At 66.9% G+C, this 18086-nt stretch carries 13 protein-coding genes; 6 read left to right on the top strand and 7 right to left on the bottom strand.

The window, feature by feature from the left end; translation table 11 throughout:
* Window positions 1-47 precede the first annotated feature (47 nt).
* On the bottom strand, window positions 48-1553 hold the full coding sequence (locus AB0N75_RS05795; RefSeq protein WP_364646447.1) for an amino acid permease: 1506 nt from the start codon (window positions 1551-1553) through the stop codon (window positions 48-50).
* A 451-nt stretch (window positions 1554-2004) separates the two neighbouring features.
* Here AB0N75_RS05795 and AB0N75_RS05790 point away from each other — a divergent pair, with 451 nt between their 5' ends.
* Entirely contained in the window at window positions 2005-3192 is a 1188-nt protein-coding gene (locus AB0N75_RS05790; RefSeq protein WP_364646445.1) for a CoA transferase, read from the top strand.
* Here AB0N75_RS05790 and AB0N75_RS05785 read toward each other — a convergent pair.
* The gene (locus AB0N75_RS05785) at window positions 3189-4775 is read right to left on the bottom strand and encodes a PucR family transcriptional regulator (RefSeq protein WP_364646442.1); all 1587 of its coding nucleotides are present in this window, start codon (window positions 4773-4775) and stop codon (window positions 3189-3191) included. The two genes, AB0N75_RS05790 and AB0N75_RS05785, sit on opposite strands and share 4 nt — an antisense overlap.
* A gap of 81 nt (window positions 4776-4856) precedes the next feature.
* Here AB0N75_RS05785 and AB0N75_RS05780 point away from each other — a divergent pair, with 81 nt between their 5' ends.
* The 4 genes from AB0N75_RS05780 (at window position 4857) to AB0N75_RS05765 (ending at window position 10180) form a co-directional block, all read left to right on the top strand.
* Window positions 4857-6284: an aminotransferase class III-fold pyridoxal phosphate-dependent enzyme gene (locus tag AB0N75_RS05780; RefSeq protein ID WP_364646439.1), complete on the top strand. Its 1428-nt coding sequence runs from the start codon at window positions 4857-4859 to the stop codon at window positions 6282-6284.
* A 93-nt stretch (window positions 6285-6377) separates the two neighbouring features.
* Window positions 6378-7550: an acyl-CoA dehydrogenase family protein gene (locus AB0N75_RS05775; protein ID WP_364646436.1), complete on the top strand. Its 1173-nt coding sequence runs from the start codon at window positions 6378-6380 to the stop codon at window positions 7548-7550.
* Window positions 7551-7577: 27 nt separating this feature from the next.
* Window positions 7578-9047 carry an aldehyde dehydrogenase family protein gene (locus AB0N75_RS05770; RefSeq protein WP_364646433.1) on the top strand — a complete coding sequence of 490 codons (1470 nt, stop codon included), beginning with the start codon at window positions 7578-7580 and terminating at the stop codon, window positions 9045-9047.
* Window positions 9048-9184: 137 nt separating this feature from the next.
* Window positions 9185-10180 (top strand): hypothetical protein, encoded by a 996-nt coding sequence (locus tag AB0N75_RS05765; RefSeq protein ID WP_364646431.1) that lies wholly within the window; start codon window positions 9185-9187, stop codon window positions 10178-10180.
* 46 nt (window positions 10181-10226) lie between these two features.
* On the opposite strand, the gene AB0N75_RS05760 is transcribed toward AB0N75_RS05765, so the two are convergent.
* Window positions 10227-10976, bottom strand: coding sequence for an FCD domain-containing protein (locus AB0N75_RS05760; protein WP_364646428.1), 750 nt, complete (start codon window positions 10974-10976; stop codon window positions 10227-10229).
* A gap of 36 nt (window positions 10977-11012) precedes the next feature.
* Here AB0N75_RS05760 and AB0N75_RS05755 point away from each other — a divergent pair, with 36 nt between their 5' ends.
* Entirely contained in the window at window positions 11013-11825 is an 813-nt protein-coding gene (locus tag AB0N75_RS05755; RefSeq protein WP_364646425.1) for a gamma-glutamyl-gamma-aminobutyrate hydrolase family protein, read from the top strand.
* Here the strand turns inward: AB0N75_RS05755 and AB0N75_RS05750 are convergent.
* From AB0N75_RS05750 to AB0N75_RS05735, 4 genes are read right to left on the bottom strand one after another with little or no spacing between them, the layout of a single operon-like run.
* Entirely contained in the window at window positions 11822-13153 is a 1332-nt protein-coding gene (locus AB0N75_RS05750; protein ID WP_364646422.1) for a M20 family metallo-hydrolase, read from the bottom strand. The two genes, AB0N75_RS05755 and AB0N75_RS05750, sit on opposite strands and share 4 nt — an antisense overlap.
* A complete protein-coding gene (locus AB0N75_RS05745) occupies window positions 13150-14931 on the bottom strand; it encodes an amidohydrolase (protein WP_364646419.1) in 1782 nt (593 codons plus the stop codon). Before AB0N75_RS05745 ends, AB0N75_RS05750 begins: the two co-directional genes overlap by 4 nt.
* Window positions 14928-16634: a thiamine pyrophosphate-dependent enzyme gene (locus tag AB0N75_RS05740; RefSeq protein ID WP_364646416.1), complete on the bottom strand. Its 1707-nt coding sequence runs from the start codon at window positions 16632-16634 to the stop codon at window positions 14928-14930. The genes AB0N75_RS05745 and AB0N75_RS05740 overlap by 4 nt, the downstream gene beginning before the upstream one ends.
* A gap of 45 nt (window positions 16635-16679) precedes the next feature.
* Complete coding sequence (locus tag AB0N75_RS05735; RefSeq protein WP_364646413.1) at window positions 16680-18002, bottom strand: MFS transporter; 1323 nt, start codon at window positions 18000-18002, stop codon at window positions 16680-16682.
* Between the last annotated feature and the right edge of the window lie 84 nt (window positions 18003-18086).

Genomic DNA, 18086 nt, shown 5'->3' with positions numbered 1-18086 from the left:
ATCTTGCTTTAGGTGAATTGCTGGGCTGGAAGGCCCGGACTGTGGCGCTAGGCGGAAAGCGATCCGGCAGGAACCGCGTCTCCTGCAGGTGCGTCGCCCTTGAGGTAGGGCTTCTTCCAGACCATGTAGATCAGGCCAACAACCACCACGCCGACGGCGGAGATCAGCACCAGGTAGTTGACGAACCAGCCTGCCTCGGGCGTCCGCGGCCACGCCATGTTGATCATGCCGATCACGCCCCAGGTCAGTGCCGCAATGTTGACCGGGATCCCCCAGGCGCCGAGTCGGAAAGCGCCCCTGGCCTTCCAGCCCTTGAGCTTGGCCCGGAGCGAGGCCAGGACAACCATCTGGAAGCCCATGTACATGCCCATTGCCGCGAACGAAATGATGGTGACCAGGGCGTCTTCGGAAACCTTGGAGCCAATGACGATGATGGCCGGGACCAGGCCGGCCAGCAGCAGGGCGTACGGCGGAACGTGGCGGGTTTCGCTGAACTTGCTCAGCAACTTGCTGCCCGGCAGGATCCCGTCACGGGCCATCGAGTAAGCCAGCCGCGAGGACGCCGCCTGAAGGCTCAAGGCGCAAGACACGAAGGAGATCAGCACGATCCCGAGGACCACCTTGAAGCCCACCGGTCCGAAGGCCGAGAGCAGCACGTTGCCAATCGGGTCGGTGTCCTCGCCGGAGATCACGGCGCCAAAGTCCGGCACGGCCAGAATGAGGGAGAGGCAGACGAACATCGCGGCGAAGCCACCGATGTAGATGGTCATCCGCATGGCCTTGGGGATCCGCACTCCGGGATTCGGCACCTCTTCGGCTACGTCGCCGCAGGCTTCGAACCCGTAATACTGGTAGATGCCGATCAGGCCGGCAGCGGCAAAGGCGATGAAGTAGTTGCTTCCTTCGCCTGCTCCAAAGCTCTGGAACAGGACGCTCAGATCGTGCTCGCGTGCGGTGGTCAGCAGCCACACGCCGACGGCGATGGCGCCACCCAGTTCCGCCAGCAGGCCGAGCATGGCGACCTTGCTCAGCACCTTGGTGCCGCCGAGGTTCAAGATGGTGGCCAACGCGATGACCACGAGGGCGGAAATGATCACCGTGTCGACTGTGCTTTCAAAGCCGAACAGCAGGCTGAGGAACGGACCGGCACCGTAGGAAACGCTCGCGATGGTAGCCAGCAGGGCGCAGAGGTAGATCCACCCGTTCATCCAGCCCCACTTCCGGCCCCAGAGGCGGCGTGACCATGGGTAGACACCCCCAGCCACCGGGTAATTGGAAACGATTTCGCCGAACACGGTGGCGACCAGCAGTTGGCCCAGCCCGACGATAACCAGGGACCAGAACATGGGCGGCCCCGCGATGCCCAGCGAGGCAGCGAAGAGCGAGTAGATCCCCACGACCGGGGACAAGTAAGTGAAGCCCAGGGAGACGTTCCCCCAGAAGGTCATTTCGCGCTTGAATTGCTTCTCGTACGAGTAGCCAAGGCTGGCAAGGTGCTCGGCGTCTTCGTCGACGCCTGGACCTTCAGCGGGTCTCGTCATTTCGGCTGACATTGCGCTCCTTCAAAACGAATAGTCAGTGCGGTGGACGGTGCACAGGAGTCTGCTGCCCCCGCATGTGATTGAGATCACAATAATGTCGATCACGAAAAACCCTACAAATGAATGTTTTGTTTGGCAAGGGTTTCTTTTCCCGGCCAAACCTCCTCCCAACCAGGGCTCCGGATGCGGTGAAACTATTGACAAGCCTTGCGAGGCCTTGGTGTCGGCCTCCCGCCTTCCAGGGCGAAACCAGACACGGTTCCGAAAAAGCTTCAGCTACGCAGGTTTTAGACACACCGGAGAGGAAGCTGCGCCCGTCAACCGCGCCGGGAGGCCCGTGGCCGGACGGTTCCCGGGGAAGCTCTTGGATGAAACGACCAGACATTGGGCCACCCGTCCACGCTCTTCCCGAGCTCCCTCCCGTAAACTCGGCGGCACATCATGCTTGCAGGAAGGATCGATCGTGCCCGACCCACTCAGCGCCTCGGCACCGGTTCCAGCGGAAAGGCCGCTGGCGGGGCTGCTGGTCGCGGACTTCTCACGCGTGCTGGCCGGCCCGCTGGCGACCATGACCCTTGCCGATCTCGGCGCGCGGGTCATCAAAGTGGAGCGCCCGGGCAAGGGCGACGACACCCGAAGTTGGGGGCCGCCCTACTCCCCCACCGGTGCCACGTACTTCGAAAGCGTGAACCGCAATAAGGAATCCGTCTGTCTGGATCTGTCCCAGCCCGGAGACCGGCAGCTGGCCCGAAAACTGGCGGTGGCCGCCGACGTTGTCGTCGAAAATTTCATGCCCGGCGGGATGGACAAGCTCGGGCTGGGCTATGAGCAGCTCTCCGCCGAGAACCCCAAGCTGGTTTACGCCTCGATCTCCGGCTTTGGTTCGGCCGAGGGAGCATCGCTGCCCGGTTATGACTTCATTGTCCAGGCAGTCGGCGGCTTGATGAGCATCACCGGGGACGCGGAAGGCTCACCCTACAAGGCCGGGGTGGCACTGGTGGATGTGCTCACCGCCAAGGATGCCAGTATCGGCATCCTCGCGGCACTCCAGGCCCGCTCCGCCACCGGACTCGGCCGGCGGCTGGAGGTCAACCTGCTCTCCAGCCTGCAAGGCGCCCTGGCCAACCAGGCGCAGGCCTGGTTGGGCGCCGGGACCATTCCGCAACGGATGGGCAACGCGCACCCGTCCATCGTTCCCTATCAACTGCTCGAATGCGCCGACGGCCCGCTGGCGGTCGCCTGCGGCAACGACGGGCAGTTCCGGCGCTTGGCCGAGGCGCTCGGACAGCCGCATCTGGCCGAGGACAAGCGCTTCGACACCAACACCGCCCGGGTGCAGCACCGCGCCGAACTGATCCCGCTGCTGGAACAGGCACTGTCGTCCACGTCCGCCGGGGTGTGGCAGGACAAGCTGACCGCCGTTGGTGTTCCGGCCGGCCCGGTCGCCACTATCGACGAGGGCATCAGCTACGCGGAATCGCTGGGACTGAAACCGACCATCGAGGTGCGTGACGCCTCCGGCCAGCCGGCCGGCCGCCAAGTCCGGCACCCCATCTCCTGGACGCCGGCATTTGAACCGCGTGCTTCGGCCCCGCCTGCCCTTGGCGAGCACACCGAGTCCGTGGTGGAGTGGCTGCGGTCCTTGGACTAGTGGCCGTGCCGGCGCAGCGCCAGCCAGAGGCGCGCCGCCACATCCGGGTCGTCGACGCTGACGCCGAGCACCCGCTCGGCAACAGCCATCCGGTGGCGCAGCGAGTTCCGATGCACGCCCAACTGCCGGGCCGTCTCCTCCCAGTGCCCGCGGTTGCGCAGATACGCCGCAACCGTCGCCACGAGGTCGGCGCGGCGGTAGCCGGCGAGCGAATCGAACCAGCCATCGGCACGGCTTTCGTCGTCGGCCGCCAGATCCAGCAGGCGGCCGGCAGGGGCTAGTTCGGCAGACCGCTGCAAAGCCGACACTGCCCGGGCAATCTCAGGCAGGCTGAGTGCTTCGGTCCAGGCCGCCCCGGTCTCCGGCGCGGCCTGCCCGCCCGGTTGCGGCGCCGCGGCCGGCGGCGCGGCCGGCGGCGCGGCACCGCCACTGCTGCTCTCTGCCGCCAACCCCACGAGCCCGACGTCGGTGGCCCCGCCGGCTGGGGCCTGTTCGGCCGCCGCTTCCGTTGCGCCCGGATCCAGCAGGAAGTAGCCCAGCCGCCCCTCGCGGTAGCTCAGCGTACACGCGGCCAGCGCCGCCAACGGTACGCCGCCGCCGTCGCCAAGCCGCAGTCTGGCCACGGCACCGGCCAGACTGCGGAGGGAGTGGTAGGTTTCCATCCGCGCGGCCAGCACGCGCACGCGCCGGGGCAGCGGATCCAGCCCGGCATCCGCGGCCACCATCCGTGCGGCCTCCAGTTCCCCGCGGACCAGCAGCTTGGCAACCGCAGAGCCAAGCACGGCCGAGGTGCCCGAAAGCTCTTCCTGCTGCTGGGCTTTCATCGCCAGCAGCACGCAGACCGTCATGATGATCTGCCGGTCGGCCTTGGTCAGGGTCCGGCCCGGCCCGATGGCCAGGAAGCCTTCGATCCGGCGCCCCACCAGGATTGGATACTCCACCACCGGGCTCCCATGCAGCCAAAAGGTGGCCGCGGAATGAGTCCCCGCGACGTTGAGCCGGGTGGTTTCCAGCCTCAAGTGGGGCAGCAGGCTCTCCGCGCTGGACGGACACACGGTGGCCTCGGCACCGTCCGCCGGCAAGTAGGCCGCCCAGCCGCCCAGCGCCTGGGCCAGTCCCTCCACCACGGCCTGCACCGCGTCGGGGCGCGTCGCTGCCCGCGCCAGGGCCGTCTGGGTTCCGAGGCTGGCGATCAGGTCCGCTTGGGAACCGCGCGAAGTGAGGTCCCAGAAGGCACGGGATACGTCCAGGAACGGCACACCGTCGGGAACTACCAGCAGCTCCACGCCCTCCGCGGCGCAGGCCAGGACCAGATCGGCCGGCACGCTCTCCAGGCCTTCGCCCAGCCCCAGCCCCAAGGCAGCCACGCCCTTGGCCGCCAGCCGCCGTACATACGCACCGGCGGCGGTACCCTCGAGCGGAATCCCGGTGGTCAGCAGCAGCTCGCCGCCCTCCAAATATGGTGTGGGGTCCGCCAACTCGGAGACGTGGACGCCGGAAAGCTGAATGCCTGGAACGGGACCAGGAACGGCCCGGCGGAGCGAACTGTCGAGCACCTGGCTGAGCTGGGCGAGGGAAATCATGGTCTGATTATCCAAGGTCGCGGACCAAATTGGGCTAACCGTCCAATGACCCGTGCCATCGCCGTGTCTAACGTTGCCCTTATGACCGATGCATACTCCACAGCCGGCGCCCCGCCAGCTGCCCTCCCGCAGACCCGCCACCTCGCCACCGCCATCCCCGGCCCTCGATCCCGGGCGCTGCATCAGGAACGCCAGGCCAACGTCAGCGACGGCTTCGGCATCGTCCTGCCGGTCTTCATCGAGCGGGCCGACGGCGGCATCCTGCAGGATGTGGACGGCAACAGGCTGATCGACTTCGCCTCCGGGATTGCGGTGACCAGCATTGGAGCCAGCCACCCCCGCGTGCGCGAGCGGGTGTCCGCCCAACTGGAGCGCTTCACGCACACCTGCTTCATGGTCACCGAGTACCAGTCCTTCACCGAAGTGGCGAAGTGGCTCAACCAGCACACGCCCGGTGACTTTGAAAAGCGCACCGCGCTCTTCTCCACCGGGGCCGAGGCCGTGGAGAACGCCGTCAAGATCGCACGCTCGGCCACCGGCCGCAGCAGGGTGCTGGTCTTCGACGAGGCCTATCACGGCCGCTCGCTGCTGACCATGGCCATGACGGCCAAGGAGAACCCGTACCGGCTGAACTTCGGCCCCTTTCCCGCGGAGATCGTGCGCGCCGCATCGGCCAATCCGCTGCGACCGGCGGCACAGCACGACGGCGGCGTTCCCGCCTCCGCGGCGGAAGTTACGGCGGCGGCCCTCGCATCGGTGGAAGCCACCCTTGCCGAGCATGGCCCGGAGAACTTTGCCGCCATGGTCATCGAACCCATTCAGGGCGAAGGCGGCTTCGTGGTGCCGGCACCGGGGTTCCTTACCGGATTGCGTGCCATCGCGGACCGGCACGGCATTGTCCTGGTGATCGACGAGATCCAGGCTGGCATGGGCCGCACCGGAACGCTCTTCGCCAGCGACCATGAAGGAGTAGCCGGCGACATCACCCTGAGCGCCAAGGCACTGGCCGGCGGCCTGCCGTTGAGCGCCGTGACCGGCCGCGCGGAACTGATGAACGCGGTCCACGCCGGCGGGCTCGGCGGCACTTACGCCGGCAACCCGCTGGCCTGCGAGGCCGCATTGGCCGTCTTCAAAGCGTTCGAGGACGGCAGCCTGCTGGCCAACGCCCGGGCCATTGAGGCAGCGGCGCGGGAAGTGCTGGCGCCGCTGGTCGCCGAGACCCACGCCGTGGCCGATTTCCGCGGGCGCGGCGCCATGCTTGCGCTGGAGTTTGCCGACCGGGAGACCCTGGCCCCGCGCGCCGATTTGGCCAAGGAAGTAGCCGCCCGGTGCCACGCACAGGGAGTGCTGACCCTGACCTGCGGCACGTACGGCAACGTCATCCGGTTATTGCCGCCGCTGGTCATCGGCCAGGACCTGCTCGCCGACGGCCTCCAGGTGCTGCGGCAAGCCGTCGTCGGCGTCACGGCCGAGGACAGCAACCTGGCCGCTGCCCCCGCCCATGCCTGAGCGCCCGGACGCCGTACGGGGCACCCCCTCACCCCTACCGCAGCACGGCACCTCGCATCAACCGCATCCCCGGCTCCACAGAAGGAAAGCACCATGTCCCTAGACCATGACCTCATTTCCCTCGACTCGCTCCTGACCGAGGAGGAGCGGCTGTTGCAGAAGCGCGTGCGTTCCTTTGTGGACAGCGCGATCAGGCCGAACATCGCCGGCTGGTACGAGAACGCCGTGTTCCCGCTGGAGATCGTGCCCGAGATGGCCAAACTCGGCCTGCTCGGCATGCACCTGGACGGCTACGGCTGCGCCGGCCGCTCCGCCGTCGACTACGGCCTGGCCGCCGCCGAACTCGAAGCCGGCGACTCCGGCCTGCGCACCTTCGTCTCCGTCCAAGGCTCGCTGGCCATGAGCGCCATCCACAAACACGGCTCCGAAACACAAAAACAACAATGGCTGCCGCAGATGGCCGCCGGCGAAGCTATCGGCTGCTTCGGCCTCACCGAGCCCACCGCCGGCTCCGACCCCGCCACCATGAAGACCTTCGCCCGCCGCGACGGCTCCGGCCCCGACGCCGACTGGATCCTCAACGGCTCCAAACGCTGGATCGGCCTGGCCTCTGTGGCCAAGGTCGCGATCATCTGGGCCCAAACCGACGACGGCGTGCGCGGCTTCATCGTCCCCACCAACACCGCCGGCTTCACCGCCACCCCGATCGAACCCAAGCTCTCCATGCGCGCCTCCATCCAGTGCGACATCGAACTCACCGACGTCCGGCTGCCCGCCGACGCGCTGCTGCCCCACGCCAAAGGCCTGCGCGGGCCGTTCGAGTGCCTGAACGAGGCCCGCTACGGCATCATCTGGGGCGCGATGGGCGCCGCCCGCGACGCCTGGCAAACCGCCCTGGACTACTCGAAGGAACGCCTGCAGTTCGACAAACCGCTGGCCGGCTATCAGCTCACCCAGGAAAAGCTGGTCAACATGGCGCTGGAAATCAACAAGGGCTTCCTGCTCGCCCTGCACCTGGGCCGGCTCAAAGACGCCGGCCAGCTCCAGCCGCACCAGATCTCGGTGGGCAAACTCAACAACTGCCGCGAAGCCATCGAAATCGCCCGCGAAGCCCGCACCATCCTCGGCGGCAACGGCATCACCCTGGACTACTCACCGCTGCGCCACGCCAACAACCTCGAATCAGTCCGCACCTACGAAGGCACCGACGAGGTCCACACCCTGATTCTCGGCCAGAAAATCACCGGCCTCCCCGCCTTCCGCTGAGGAGACGGCGCCATCCGAGAGGAAACCATGAGCACTGTTGTCCAACTGCAGCACTATGTTGATGGCGCCTGGGTGCCGGGATCCGGCTCCCCCGTCATCAGCTACAACCCGGCGCGTCCAGACGAAATCGTCGCCCAGGGTCTGCAAGCCGGGCAGACCGAGGTGGAGCAGGCATTTACTGCCGCCGTCGCCGCCAAGAGCGAATGGGCGCGGACGCCGGCACACGAGCGCGGCGCCGTGCTGCTGCGCGCCGCCGTCGTGATTGAACAGAACGCCGAAGCGTGGGGGCTGGAGCTGGCCCGGGAAGAAGGCAAAACGCGGGCGGAGGGCCACGGCGAGGTCCTGCGGGCGGCGCAGATTTTTCGTTACTACGGGAACGACGGCGACCGCGCGGCCGGGGAGATCTTCTCTTCGCCGCGGCGGGGCGAGAAGATCCTGGTGACCCGCAAACCGCTGGGCGTGGTGGGTGTGGTCACGCCGTTCAACTTCCCCATCGCCATCCCCGCGTGGAAAATCGCTCCGGCGCTGGCGTATGGCAACACGGTGGTCTGGAAACCCGCCAGCACGGTGCCGCTTCTGGCGCTGCGGCTGGCGCAGGCACTGGAGGCCGCGGGCCTGCCGCCCGGCGTGCTGAACCTGCTGATCGGCCCCGGCTCCATGGGCAACGCCATCGTGGAGCATGCGGCGCTGGACGGCCTGACCTTCACCGGCTCCACGTCGGTGGGCCGCCGGCTGGCAGCAGCCGCGGCGGGCAGAGGGGTTCCGGTGCAGGCGGAGATGGGCGGCAAGAACCCGGCCATCGTCCTTGCGGATGCGGACCTAAACCTGGCTGCCGAGCAGGTGATGCTGGGCGCGTTCCGCTCCGCCGGACAGAAGTGCACCGCCACCTCCCGGCTGATCGTTGCCGAACCGATCGCCGACGATTTTCTGGCCATGCTCAAGCAGCGAACCGAGGCGATGGTGGTCGGGGACCCCACGAACCCGGCAGTTCAGCTCGGGCCGGTCGTCAATGACAGCGCCCGGAAGTCCATTCTTGACGGCGTTGCTGCTGCCCGGGCACAGGGCGCCTCGGTGGTGGCCGGCGAGGATCCATACGACGACGGCGACCTCGCCACCGGGTACTTTGTGCCGCCCACCATTCTGGAGCTGCCCGCCGGACGCGAGCTGGACATCTGGCGCGAGGAGCTCTTCGGACCGGTGTTGTCCGTGCGGCGCGCGGCCACCGTCGAGCAGGCGTTCGAGCTCGCCAATGACGGCGAGTACGGGCTCTCCGCCGCGCTGTTCACCCGGGACCTCACCCACGCGCTCGAAGGCATGGAGGACCTGGATGTGGGGATCCTGCACGTGAACTCCGAAACCGCGGGAGCGGACCCGCACGTGCCCTTTGGCGGAGCCAAGAAATCGGGCTACGGACCGAAGGAGCAAGGAGCCGCGGCGAAGGACTTCTTCACGCACACCACCACCGTGTACCTACGCGGCGGAGCGCCGACCCCGTAAGCCTGCCATCGCCGTCGTCATCCCTTGAATCCATGAATGGACCCGGCAAGGAGGCTAAGTCCCCCACTGAGTACGTTGTTCGACAGGCAGCAAGTTTCCGGCTTGAAACTCCCACGACTTAGGAGAATGACCTTCCCATGCGCGTCTTAATGTACGGAATCGGCTCTGTAGGCTCAACGATCACGCGAATGCTCGTCGAACGAGGAGCCTCCATCGTGGGCGCCGTCGCCCAAACCGAAGCCAAGAACGGTAAGGATGTTGGCGAACTGATCGGCATTGGCCGCCTGGGGTCGCGCGTCTACACCGATCCGGACGAGGCCTTGGCGCTGAAGCCAGACGTCGTCGTGATGAGCATCGCCAGCTACATGGAGGACATGCTCGAGCCGATACGGCGTTGCGTCACCGCCGGCTGCAACGTGATCTCGCTGTCCGAGGAATTGCTGTACAGCTGGAACACCTCGCCCGGAGAGACGGCCCAGATCGATGCCCTCGCGAAGGAGCACGGCGTCCGGGTCCTCTGTACGGGCCATCAGGACGGCTACTGGGTTTCCCTGGTGTCAGTGCTGATGGGAACCTGTTTCTCCATCGAGGAAGTTCTCGGCAAGTGCAGCTGGAACGTCGACGACTTCGGGGCGGAACTGGCACACGATCAGCGGGTCGGCAGCACGGCTGAGGACTTTGCCGCGTGGAACGCCACCGCGGAGCGGCCGCCCACCTTCGGCCGGACATCGTTGCACGCCCTTGCCGCGATGACCGGCCTCGACGTCGTCGAATCAACCACCTCTACCAGACCGGAGATCGCACAAGCGCCCATCTACTGCAAAGCACTTGACGAAAAGATCCCGGCGGGGAAAGTCATTGGCTTTACCGACATCGACGAAGTGACAACACGGCAGGGAATCATGCTTCGGCTGGAGATGACAGGCAAGGTGTACGGGGATAGCGAAAGTGACAGCAACACCTGGGAGGTCCGGGGCGAGCCCACAGTGCGTATCCATAGCGCCGCCCTCGCCACTCATTTCACGACGTGCGGCACGCTGGTCAACCGGATCCCCCAACTGCTCGACGCCGAGCCGGGTTATCTCTCCATCGACCGACTCCCCGCCCTGCGCTTCCAGGCAGCGGCAGGTTAGGCCCAGCGCGGCGCGATTTCCGTCGCAGCTGGAGCCTCGGCCCGACCTACTCCTTGGGGAAAAGGTTCAGGCTGAGGAGCCAGTTGAAGGTGGACTCGGCATGATCCCGCATGGCGCTGCGGGCGGATTCCGGCGTCCCATTGATGATTGCGTCGACGAGTTCGCCATGGGTGTGGCGCACGATTCTCCGGAGTTTTGGAGTATCCGTGGTGTTGAGTACGAGGTCGGTGATCTCTTGCTGCAGGGCCATTTCCGCTGCCACCATCCGCGGTGAGCCTGACAGCTCAGCAATCAAGATGTGGAGCTCCGCGTCCGCGCGGCGGTAGCGCTCGGGATTGTCGAGGAGCGTTTCACATGTCCGTGCCGCCTCGGTCAGCCTCGCCGCGGCATCTTCTCCGCCACGCGCCGCAGCCAGCGCGGCGGCGTCACCGGAGACAGCCTTGCGCCAGTCGGTGAGATCCCGCAGAGCGGCCGCGGTCAGCGGGCTCACCCGTTGGCGGCGGCCCTGTTGCTCGGCCCGGGGATGGATGAAAGTCCCCCCGTTCCGTCCGCGGCGGGACTCGACCAGTTCGAGTTCCTTGAGCACCGCCAACGCGTGGCGCAAGGTCATGGTGGCGACCCCGAGCATCCGGGCCAGCTGGGCCTCCGGTGGCAGCTTCTGGCCGGGCCGAAGCTCACCGGCGGCGATCGCGTCTTTGACGCGGCGCACAATCGCTTCTGGAGCGCGTGTCGCCGCTACGGGCGTGAGGATTGCGGAGATGTCCGTGTCCGACGTACTGTCTGAAACATCTAACATCTAGATTTTAATTCCTTCGGAGTCGATGAGGTCATGGTGCCTGAACCTGTTGCCGATGTCCAGATAACCCAGACATCCGCCCGTCCCCGCATTCTGGTCAGCTGTTCCCTCAGCGGACCGGAAAGCGACGCGTGGTTGATCGAAGACTTGAACAACTACGCCGACAATGTCGGGAATGAGCTACTGGCTCAGGAGGCGGACTTCGAGCTCCTGGACGTGGGCGCTGCTGCTTCCTGGGAGCTGGAAGCAGCCACCAGCCTCAGCGGGTTCGACGGCCTGCTGGTTCTGGGCGGAGGAGATATCCACCCGTCCCTCTACGGACAGCGCCCAATAGTGGCTCCCGGTTACGGAGTGGATGCGCGCGTCGATCGGGCGGAGATTGCGCTGGTGAGAAGCGCCGCCGGTTCGGGGCTGCCGGTGATGGGAATCTGCCGCGGCCTGCAGGTCATCAACGTCGCGTTCGGCGGGACCCTGATTCAGGATCTTGGCCCGGAATCCATCCATCAGGTGCACGCGGATGAGCCCGGCATGAGCGACCACGATGTGGAGATCAAGCCGGGCACCCTGGTTGCCGCAGCCTTGGGCGCGGGCGGTGTGACAGTCAGGTCCGGGCACCATCAGGCTGTCCAGGATCTCGGCGTCGGGATGCTGGCCACCGCGGAGGCTCCGGACGGCGTTATCGAAGCCATCGAACACCAGGATCAGTGGGTCCTTGGCGTGCAGTGGCACCCCGAAGACCCGGACACGGTCCCCGGACAACTCGCCGCGCTGCTAGGTATGTTCACGGACCAGTGCCGGAAGGGTGAGCCGCCGGCCCCGCACTCGGGCGGGCGGACGATCGCCGCCTAAGACGCCTCGCTCGACCGGTCCGCGGGAACAAACTCTCCTGCCACCACGCGGCCCAGCAGTTCCGTGAGCAGATCCACGCCGGCGAGCATATCGTCGTCGTTGGTGAGCTCCTTCTCATTGTGCGAGATGCCGTCCACGCTGGGCACAAACAGCATGATGGTGGGGACGATGTCCTTCATGTTGGTCGAATCGTGCCCGGCGAGCGTGCGGACCGTTCCGTACGTCAGGTCCAGTGCCTCCGCGCTCTTGGCGGCCAGACGCAGGCCGGCTTCGTCATAGGCCTTGGCGGCCCAGACATGTTCGGCACCGCGCTCGATCCGCACGCTGGCGCGCGCTTCGATCTGGGCGACGCGTCGGTGCAATTCGGCGTCGGCTGCACCGAGGACCTCCGGGTCGGTGCTGCGAATGTCCACCAGCAGCTCCACCCGGTTGGCCACCACCACCGGCGAGTTCGGGTGAACCGTGAACTCACCGCAGGATGTGATCACTGCGTGTTCGTCCGTGCTGAATTCGTCGGCGATCTCCCGCGCCGCGACCACCAGCGACGAGGCCCCGAGCAACGCGTCGTGTCGGTCTGCAATGACTGTGGCGCCGGTGTGCGCCTGCTCGCCGTGCACAATGAATTCGTATTTGTTGGCGCCCCAGGTGGATTCGACCAGACCAATGGTCAGCCCGTTGTCCTCGAGCGACCGGCCCTGCTCAATATGGATCTCCACGTACGCTGCGACATCGAGGGAAAAGTCGCCGACGGTACCGATCGCTTCCAGTGCCTCGCGCACTGTGGTGCCGGACGGATCTGTGGTGGCCAGGACCTTTTCGGCCGGCAGCTTGCCGGTGAACACCGAGCTGCCCATCATGGACGGCTTAAAGCGGCAGCCTTCCTCGTTGAACCAGTTGATCACCGCTATGTTGAACAACGGCCCGGCATCCGCGGCCCCAGAGCTCTCGGCGACTGTGTCTGGCCCCGCCGCTATCCGCTCCTTCAGCCGGATCGCCGCATGGGCTCCGGCCAGCACGCCGTAGGCACCGTCGAAGCGGCCGCCCAGCGGCTGCGAATCCAAATGCGAGCCGACGGCGATATATGGTGCGCCGGGCACCAGCTCAAGCAGGGCGAATTGGTTGCCCACCGCGTCGTAGCGGACCTCGAAACCGTGCCCCTCGACCAACCCGCGGAACCAGTTCCGCGTCTGCCCGTCCGCCAGCGTCCCTGCCTGGCGGTCCACTCCCCCGCCCGCCGTGGCACCGTACGTGCTCATCGAGCGGAAGTCGTGCAGGAAGGTGCGGGCGTCGCTGGAAATTCCGGCTTGCTGCGCGGCCGTGATGGTCATGATTGCACTCCTAAAGGTTCTGGTTTCTGCGAAAGCACTCCGCTGCCGGCCCCGTCGTCTGGCTGGAGCGCGGACAGCTCCTCCGTGTGGGGGCCGGAAGCGGAGCCGGCTGCCGGGCTGAGGGCCGGGCCCGCGCTCATATTGTCGAACGTGAACTCGCCGCCAACGATCGTGGCAAGGACCTTGAGCGCGGAGATGTCGGCAGCATCCAGCGGTGAGCCGGACAGCACTGCGAAGTCCGCGAACTTGCCCCTGCCTAACGTGCCCTTCTCGCTGGACGCGCCCGTGGCCTGGGCGGCCCAGTCGGTGTAAGTCCGCAGCGCTTCTTCTGCCGTCAGGCCCTCGGCTGTCCCGCCGAGTATCAGTCCTTGTTCGGTGCGCCGGTCCACCCAGGACTGCATGGCGCGCAGCACGTTGTTATCGGCCACAGGCAGGTCGGAGCTGCCGGCCACCAGGATGCCGGCGTCCACCAGCGAGCGTCCCCGGTACAGCCAGCCTTCGCGCCCGGCGCCCACCAGGGCAGCAAACTGATCGCCCAGCGGGCCAATGAACGCGGCCTGCGGGGTGACCGCGATCCCGGCCGCGGCGACCGGCGCCAGCTGGTCCGGCCGCGAAATGCCGAAGTGCTCAATCCGGTTGGGCAGGTGGTTCCGACCGTAGCGCTCCTGGCAGCCGGTAATAATCTCGGTGGCCAGGTCAATGGCCGCGTCGCCGATGGCATGAAGCGCGATCGGCCAGCCGGCCCGGTAGGCCGCGTCCACGCGTTCGCGGTAGGCCTCGGGTGAATCCAGCAGGTAGCCGGTGTTGTGCTGGTGGCCGCAGTAGTCCTCGGTCACGGCCGCCGTGGCGCCCAGCAACGAGCCGTCCATAAAGACCTTCACCGGTCCCAAGGACACCCACTCGTCGCCGAAGCCCGCGACCGCACCGAGGTCCAGACCGCGTCCGGTGCCGGTGCCGTGCATGTCGGCGGCGTTGGCCTCAATCGGCCGCAGCGAGTCCAGCGCGGGCATCAGCTGGGCGCGGGCGTGGAGCTTGCCGGCCTGCTTGGCTTTCACATAAGCCTGGACTTCCACCGGGCTGTGCCCGATCCAGCCGCCCCCGATGCCTGCCTCGGTGAAACTGGTGATTCCCACGGCCGCGTAACGCGTGGTCGCCGCGTCCAGTGCCTCGACAATCCGCTCCACCGGATAAGGCAGCAGCAGGTTCTGAATCAGCTGCTGCGCGGATTCCTCGACCACGCCGGTCGGGTAGCCGTCCGGGCCGCGCAGCACGGCGCCGCCGGTTGGCTGGGTGAAACCGGGTTCAAAGACGCCGGCCAGCCGCAAGGTGGCGGAGTTTGTGATGGACAGATGCCCGGAGACGTGCCGCAGGTACAGCGGCCGGTCGCCGGTGATCTCATCCAGCCGGCGGATGTCCGGGAAGGCCCCGTCATGATGCTTGTGGTTGAATCCGGTGCCATTGACCCAAGCATCGGGTTGGTCCTCGAGCCGTCGGACCTCGGCTTCGAGCAGTGTGTACAGTTCTTCGAGTCCGCGGGCGTGTTCCAATTCGACGACGCCCAAGCCCAGCCCCCACCAAGCGGTGTGGCAATGCGCATCAATGAAGCCGGGCACCACCACGGCACCGCCCAGCAGAATCTCACGTTCCGCGGTGCAGCCGTCCAGTTCGTCGTCGAAACCGACAATACGTCCATTGAGCACGCCGACGGCGTGGGCGTGGGGACGCTCTGCCTCGAGGGTGAGGATCTCGGCGTCGCGCAGGATCAGGTCCAGTTTCATCGTGTCCCCTCCCCCGCGCTGGCCAGGGAACTGCCGGAATCATCCGCAGCCAACCGGGCGTAAGCCAGGCCCGCGAGCTCCTCCGGTGCATTCGCGGTGCCCGGCGGCATGGTCTCCGGATCCGTCACCAGATGCAGCAGCGCCAGCCGCCCGCTGGACAGCGCGCGCTCCAGCGCGGGAGCGAATTCCGCGGCCGTTTCGACCCGTTCGCCGTGCCCGCCGAAGCTGCGGATCCAGTCAGTGAAGTCGGGATTGACCATCGAGGTCCCGGACGGCCGCGCCGGGTAGTGCTTGCGCTGATGCTGCACGATCGTGCCGTAAATGCCGTTGTCCACCACGATCACCAGCGGGGCGGCACCGTGCGCCGCTGCCACGGCCAGTTCCTGCGCGTTCATCAGGAAGTCGCCGTCGCCGCAGACCGCCACCACCTGCCGGCCCGGTTCGATCAGCGCGGCCGCGACGGCGGCGGGAACAGCCAGCCCCATGGCTCCGTTGCGCGGCCCAATCAGCGAGCCGGCACCATGGTGGGTCAGGTAGCGGTGGCCCCAGATCGTCGCGTTGCCCGCGCCGTACGTGACCACCTTGTCCGCGGGCAGCCGGTCTTCCAGCACGCCGAAGGCTACGCCCAGGTCAACGCCGGGGCTGTTGTCCGGACGGGGTGTGGCGTACCGGCGCTGGTCTTCGGCGAGCGCGTCCATCCAGCCGCTGCCGCGGGAACCTCTCACATCGGCGGCATCAGGAAGTGCGTCAACGAACGACGACGGCGGGACCGCCAGTTGCTGGTCGATCCGGCCGGAGTGGGTGGCGGCATCCGGATCCGGCAGCACCAGCACGGTCGGTGCGTTGAACCCCTTGGTGTAGCCGTCGCTGAGCACGTCGCTTCGGCCGCAGCCGATGAACACTAGCAGGTCGGCTTCGTCCAACCTTGCGGCGAGGGTGTCTGCCCGCCCGTAGCCCAGCCAGCCGGCCCACGCCGAAGAAGAATGCGGAACCACGTCATAGGCGCGCCAATCGGCGGCCACCGGGATCTGCGCCTCGGCCGCCCATTGAGCGAGCCTCGCACCGTCGTCGCCCCAGCCGTCGCCGCCGGCAATGATCAGCGGACGGGCAGCCGCGGCCAGCCGGCCCGCCAGTTCCTCCGTCGCAGCAGGCGGCGGTACCGCAGTTGCGGGCGCGCGCGGCGAGACTGCACCGGCAGAGGTCGGCCGCACCAGGACATCCTCCGGCAGACCGATCACCACCGGGCCGGGCCGGCCGGAGACGGCCAAGTGCATCGCTTCGGCCACGGTCTCTGCGGCGCGGTGTTCGTCGTCGAGCACCACCACGCGTTTGGCCGTCGTCGAAAACCACCCTTCCAGGCTGAATTCCTGGAACGAGTCCCGTCCCCGGTCGGCCACCGGGATCAGGCCCACGAAGAGCACCATCGGCGTCGCGTCCTGCCACGCGGTATGCACGGCAATCATCGCGTTCGCCGCACCCGGCCCGCGGGTGACCATCGCGATGCCCGGGGTTCCGGTCTTGCGCCCCTCGGCCAGCGCCATGAAGCCTGCACCGCCTTCCTGGCGGCAGACCACCGTTGACACGGGCGAGTCGTGCAGCCCGTCCAGGACGTCAAGGAAGCTCTCACCCGGAACCGAATACACGCGGCGGACGCCGTGCGCCTCAAGCTGGCGGACAATCAGGTGGCCTGCGGACTGGGTCATGGTGCGGTGCTCTTTCGTCAGGAAGTTCGTCGTCGGAAGGTGGAATCAGTGCTTGAAGCCGGGCAGGTTCACACTCATGCGCGGGGCCACGATGCCGGCGACGGCAGTGAACAGGCTCAGGAACACCAGCATCACGGCGGCCGGCCACCAGTGGTTTCCGGCGGACGCCACCAAGCCGGTGGCCAGCAGCGGAACGAATCCGGAGAGCATGCCGGCAGTGTTCTGCGCGAAACCCACGCCGGTGTAGCGGGTGCGGGCCGGGAACAGACCGGTCAGCACGGTCCCGGAAGCCGCGTACGGGAAGGAGAGCGTTGCCACCGCGAGGACCATACCCATAACCACCAACACAGGGTTGCCGCTGTCCACCAGCAGGAAGGCCGGGACCGCGGCCACGGCTGAAGCGATGCCGCCCCACAAGATGACGCGGCTGGCGCCGAACCGCTCGCCCAGGCGTCCGCCCAGGATAAGGACGGGAATTTCGACGATGGCCGCGATCATGCCGCCCAGCAGCATCAGCTGGGCGGAGTAGCCCAGGATATTCACGCCGTAGTAGACCACAAACGCGGTGACCAGGTAGAAGCCGCCGACGCCGAGCAGGGCCGCGGCCATGCCGATGATGATGTGCTTCCAGGACTCCCGGAGCGTGGTGCGGATCGGGGCCTTCTCCACCTGGCCGTGCTCCATCAGCTCCGCGAAGACCGGGGATTCGTCCAGTCGGCTCCGAATGTAGAGCGCGATCAGGAGCATCGGGATGGCGGCCAGGAACGGGATGCGCCAGCCGAAAGAGTTGAAGGTGTCCTGCGAGAAGAACAGCGTCATCAAGAAGAAGCCACCGGAGGAGAGGATGGTGCCGATCGGTGAACCGATCTGCGGCAGCGCGGCGTAGCGGGCGCGGCGCTCCAGCGGGGCGTTCTCCACCACAATCGTCATCGCGCCGGACCACTCGCCGCCCACAAACAGGCCCTGGGCCACGCGAAGCAGCACCAGCAGCACCGGAGCGGCAATGCCGATGGCGGCGTACGTAGGCAGCAGCCCGATCAGGCCGGTCACCGCACCGATGCCCACGATGGTGACCATCAGGGTCTTACGGCGGCCGATCTTGTCGCCCATGGCACCGAAGAACATGCCGCCCAGCGGACGCGCCACCAGACCGACACCAAACGTCGCGAAGGACGCCAGCGCCGCTGCCGTGGCGTTCTCATTGGCGAAGTACTGGACGTTGAACACCAGCGCCGCCGCCGCGCTGAACAGGAAGAAGTCGTACCACTCCATCGCAGTGCCAATGAGGGCACCGATGGAAACCTTCATCGCCTCCTTGTCAGTGATCCGCCGGGTAGCCCCGGCCTCGAGGTTCAAGGTGTCTGACATGGTTCCTCCATGTTTGGTGTTCGGGTGTCCGGCCGTACTGAACGGCCGCAACGAACGAATAATGCACACCAGCATTCCAGAGTG

This window comes from Arthrobacter sp. NPDC089319 (assembly GCF_040684925.1).
Lineage (GTDB): Bacteria > Actinomycetota > Actinomycetes > Actinomycetales > Micrococcaceae > Crystallibacter.
This window is presented reverse-complemented; position numbering and strand designations above follow the sequence as displayed.

What these genes read in the sequence shown, in the direction of transcription:
- AB0N75_RS05795 (WP_364646447.1), bottom strand. Translation starts at nt 1,553, where the DNA reads ATGTCAGCCGAAATGACGAGACCCGCTGAAGGTCCAGGCGTCGACGAA.
- AB0N75_RS05785 (WP_364646442.1), bottom strand. Translation starts at nt 4,775, where the DNA reads ATGATTTCCCTCGCCCAGCTCAGCCAGGTGCTCGACAGTTCGCTCCGC.
- AB0N75_RS05780 (WP_364646439.1), top strand. Translation starts at nt 4,857, where the DNA reads ATGACCGATGCATACTCCACAGCCGGCGCCCCGCCAGCTGCCCTCCCG.
- AB0N75_RS05775 (WP_364646436.1), top strand. Translation starts at nt 6,378, where the DNA reads ATGTCCCTAGACCATGACCTCATTTCCCTCGACTCGCTCCTGACCGAG.
- AB0N75_RS05770 (WP_364646433.1), top strand. Translation starts at nt 7,578, where the DNA reads ATGAGCACTGTTGTCCAACTGCAGCACTATGTTGATGGCGCCTGGGTG.
- AB0N75_RS05765 (WP_364646431.1), top strand. Translation starts at nt 9,185, where the DNA reads ATGCGCGTCTTAATGTACGGAATCGGCTCTGTAGGCTCAACGATCACG.
- AB0N75_RS05760 (WP_364646428.1), bottom strand. Translation starts at nt 10,976, where the DNA reads ATGTTAGATGTTTCAGACAGTACGTCGGACACGGACATCTCCGCAATC.
- AB0N75_RS05750 (WP_364646422.1), bottom strand. Translation starts at nt 13,153, where the DNA reads ATGACCATCACGGCCGCGCAGCAAGCCGGAATTTCCAGCGACGCCCGC.
- AB0N75_RS05745 (WP_364646419.1), bottom strand. Translation starts at nt 14,931, where the DNA reads ATGAAACTGGACCTGATCCTGCGCGACGCCGAGATCCTCACCCTCGAG.
- AB0N75_RS05740 (WP_364646416.1), bottom strand. Translation starts at nt 16,634, where the DNA reads ATGACCCAGTCCGCAGGCCACCTGATTGTCCGCCAGCTTGAGGCGCAC.
- AB0N75_RS05735 (WP_364646413.1), bottom strand. Translation starts at nt 18,002, where the DNA reads ATGTCAGACACCTTGAACCTCGAGGCCGGGGCTACCCGGCGGATCACT.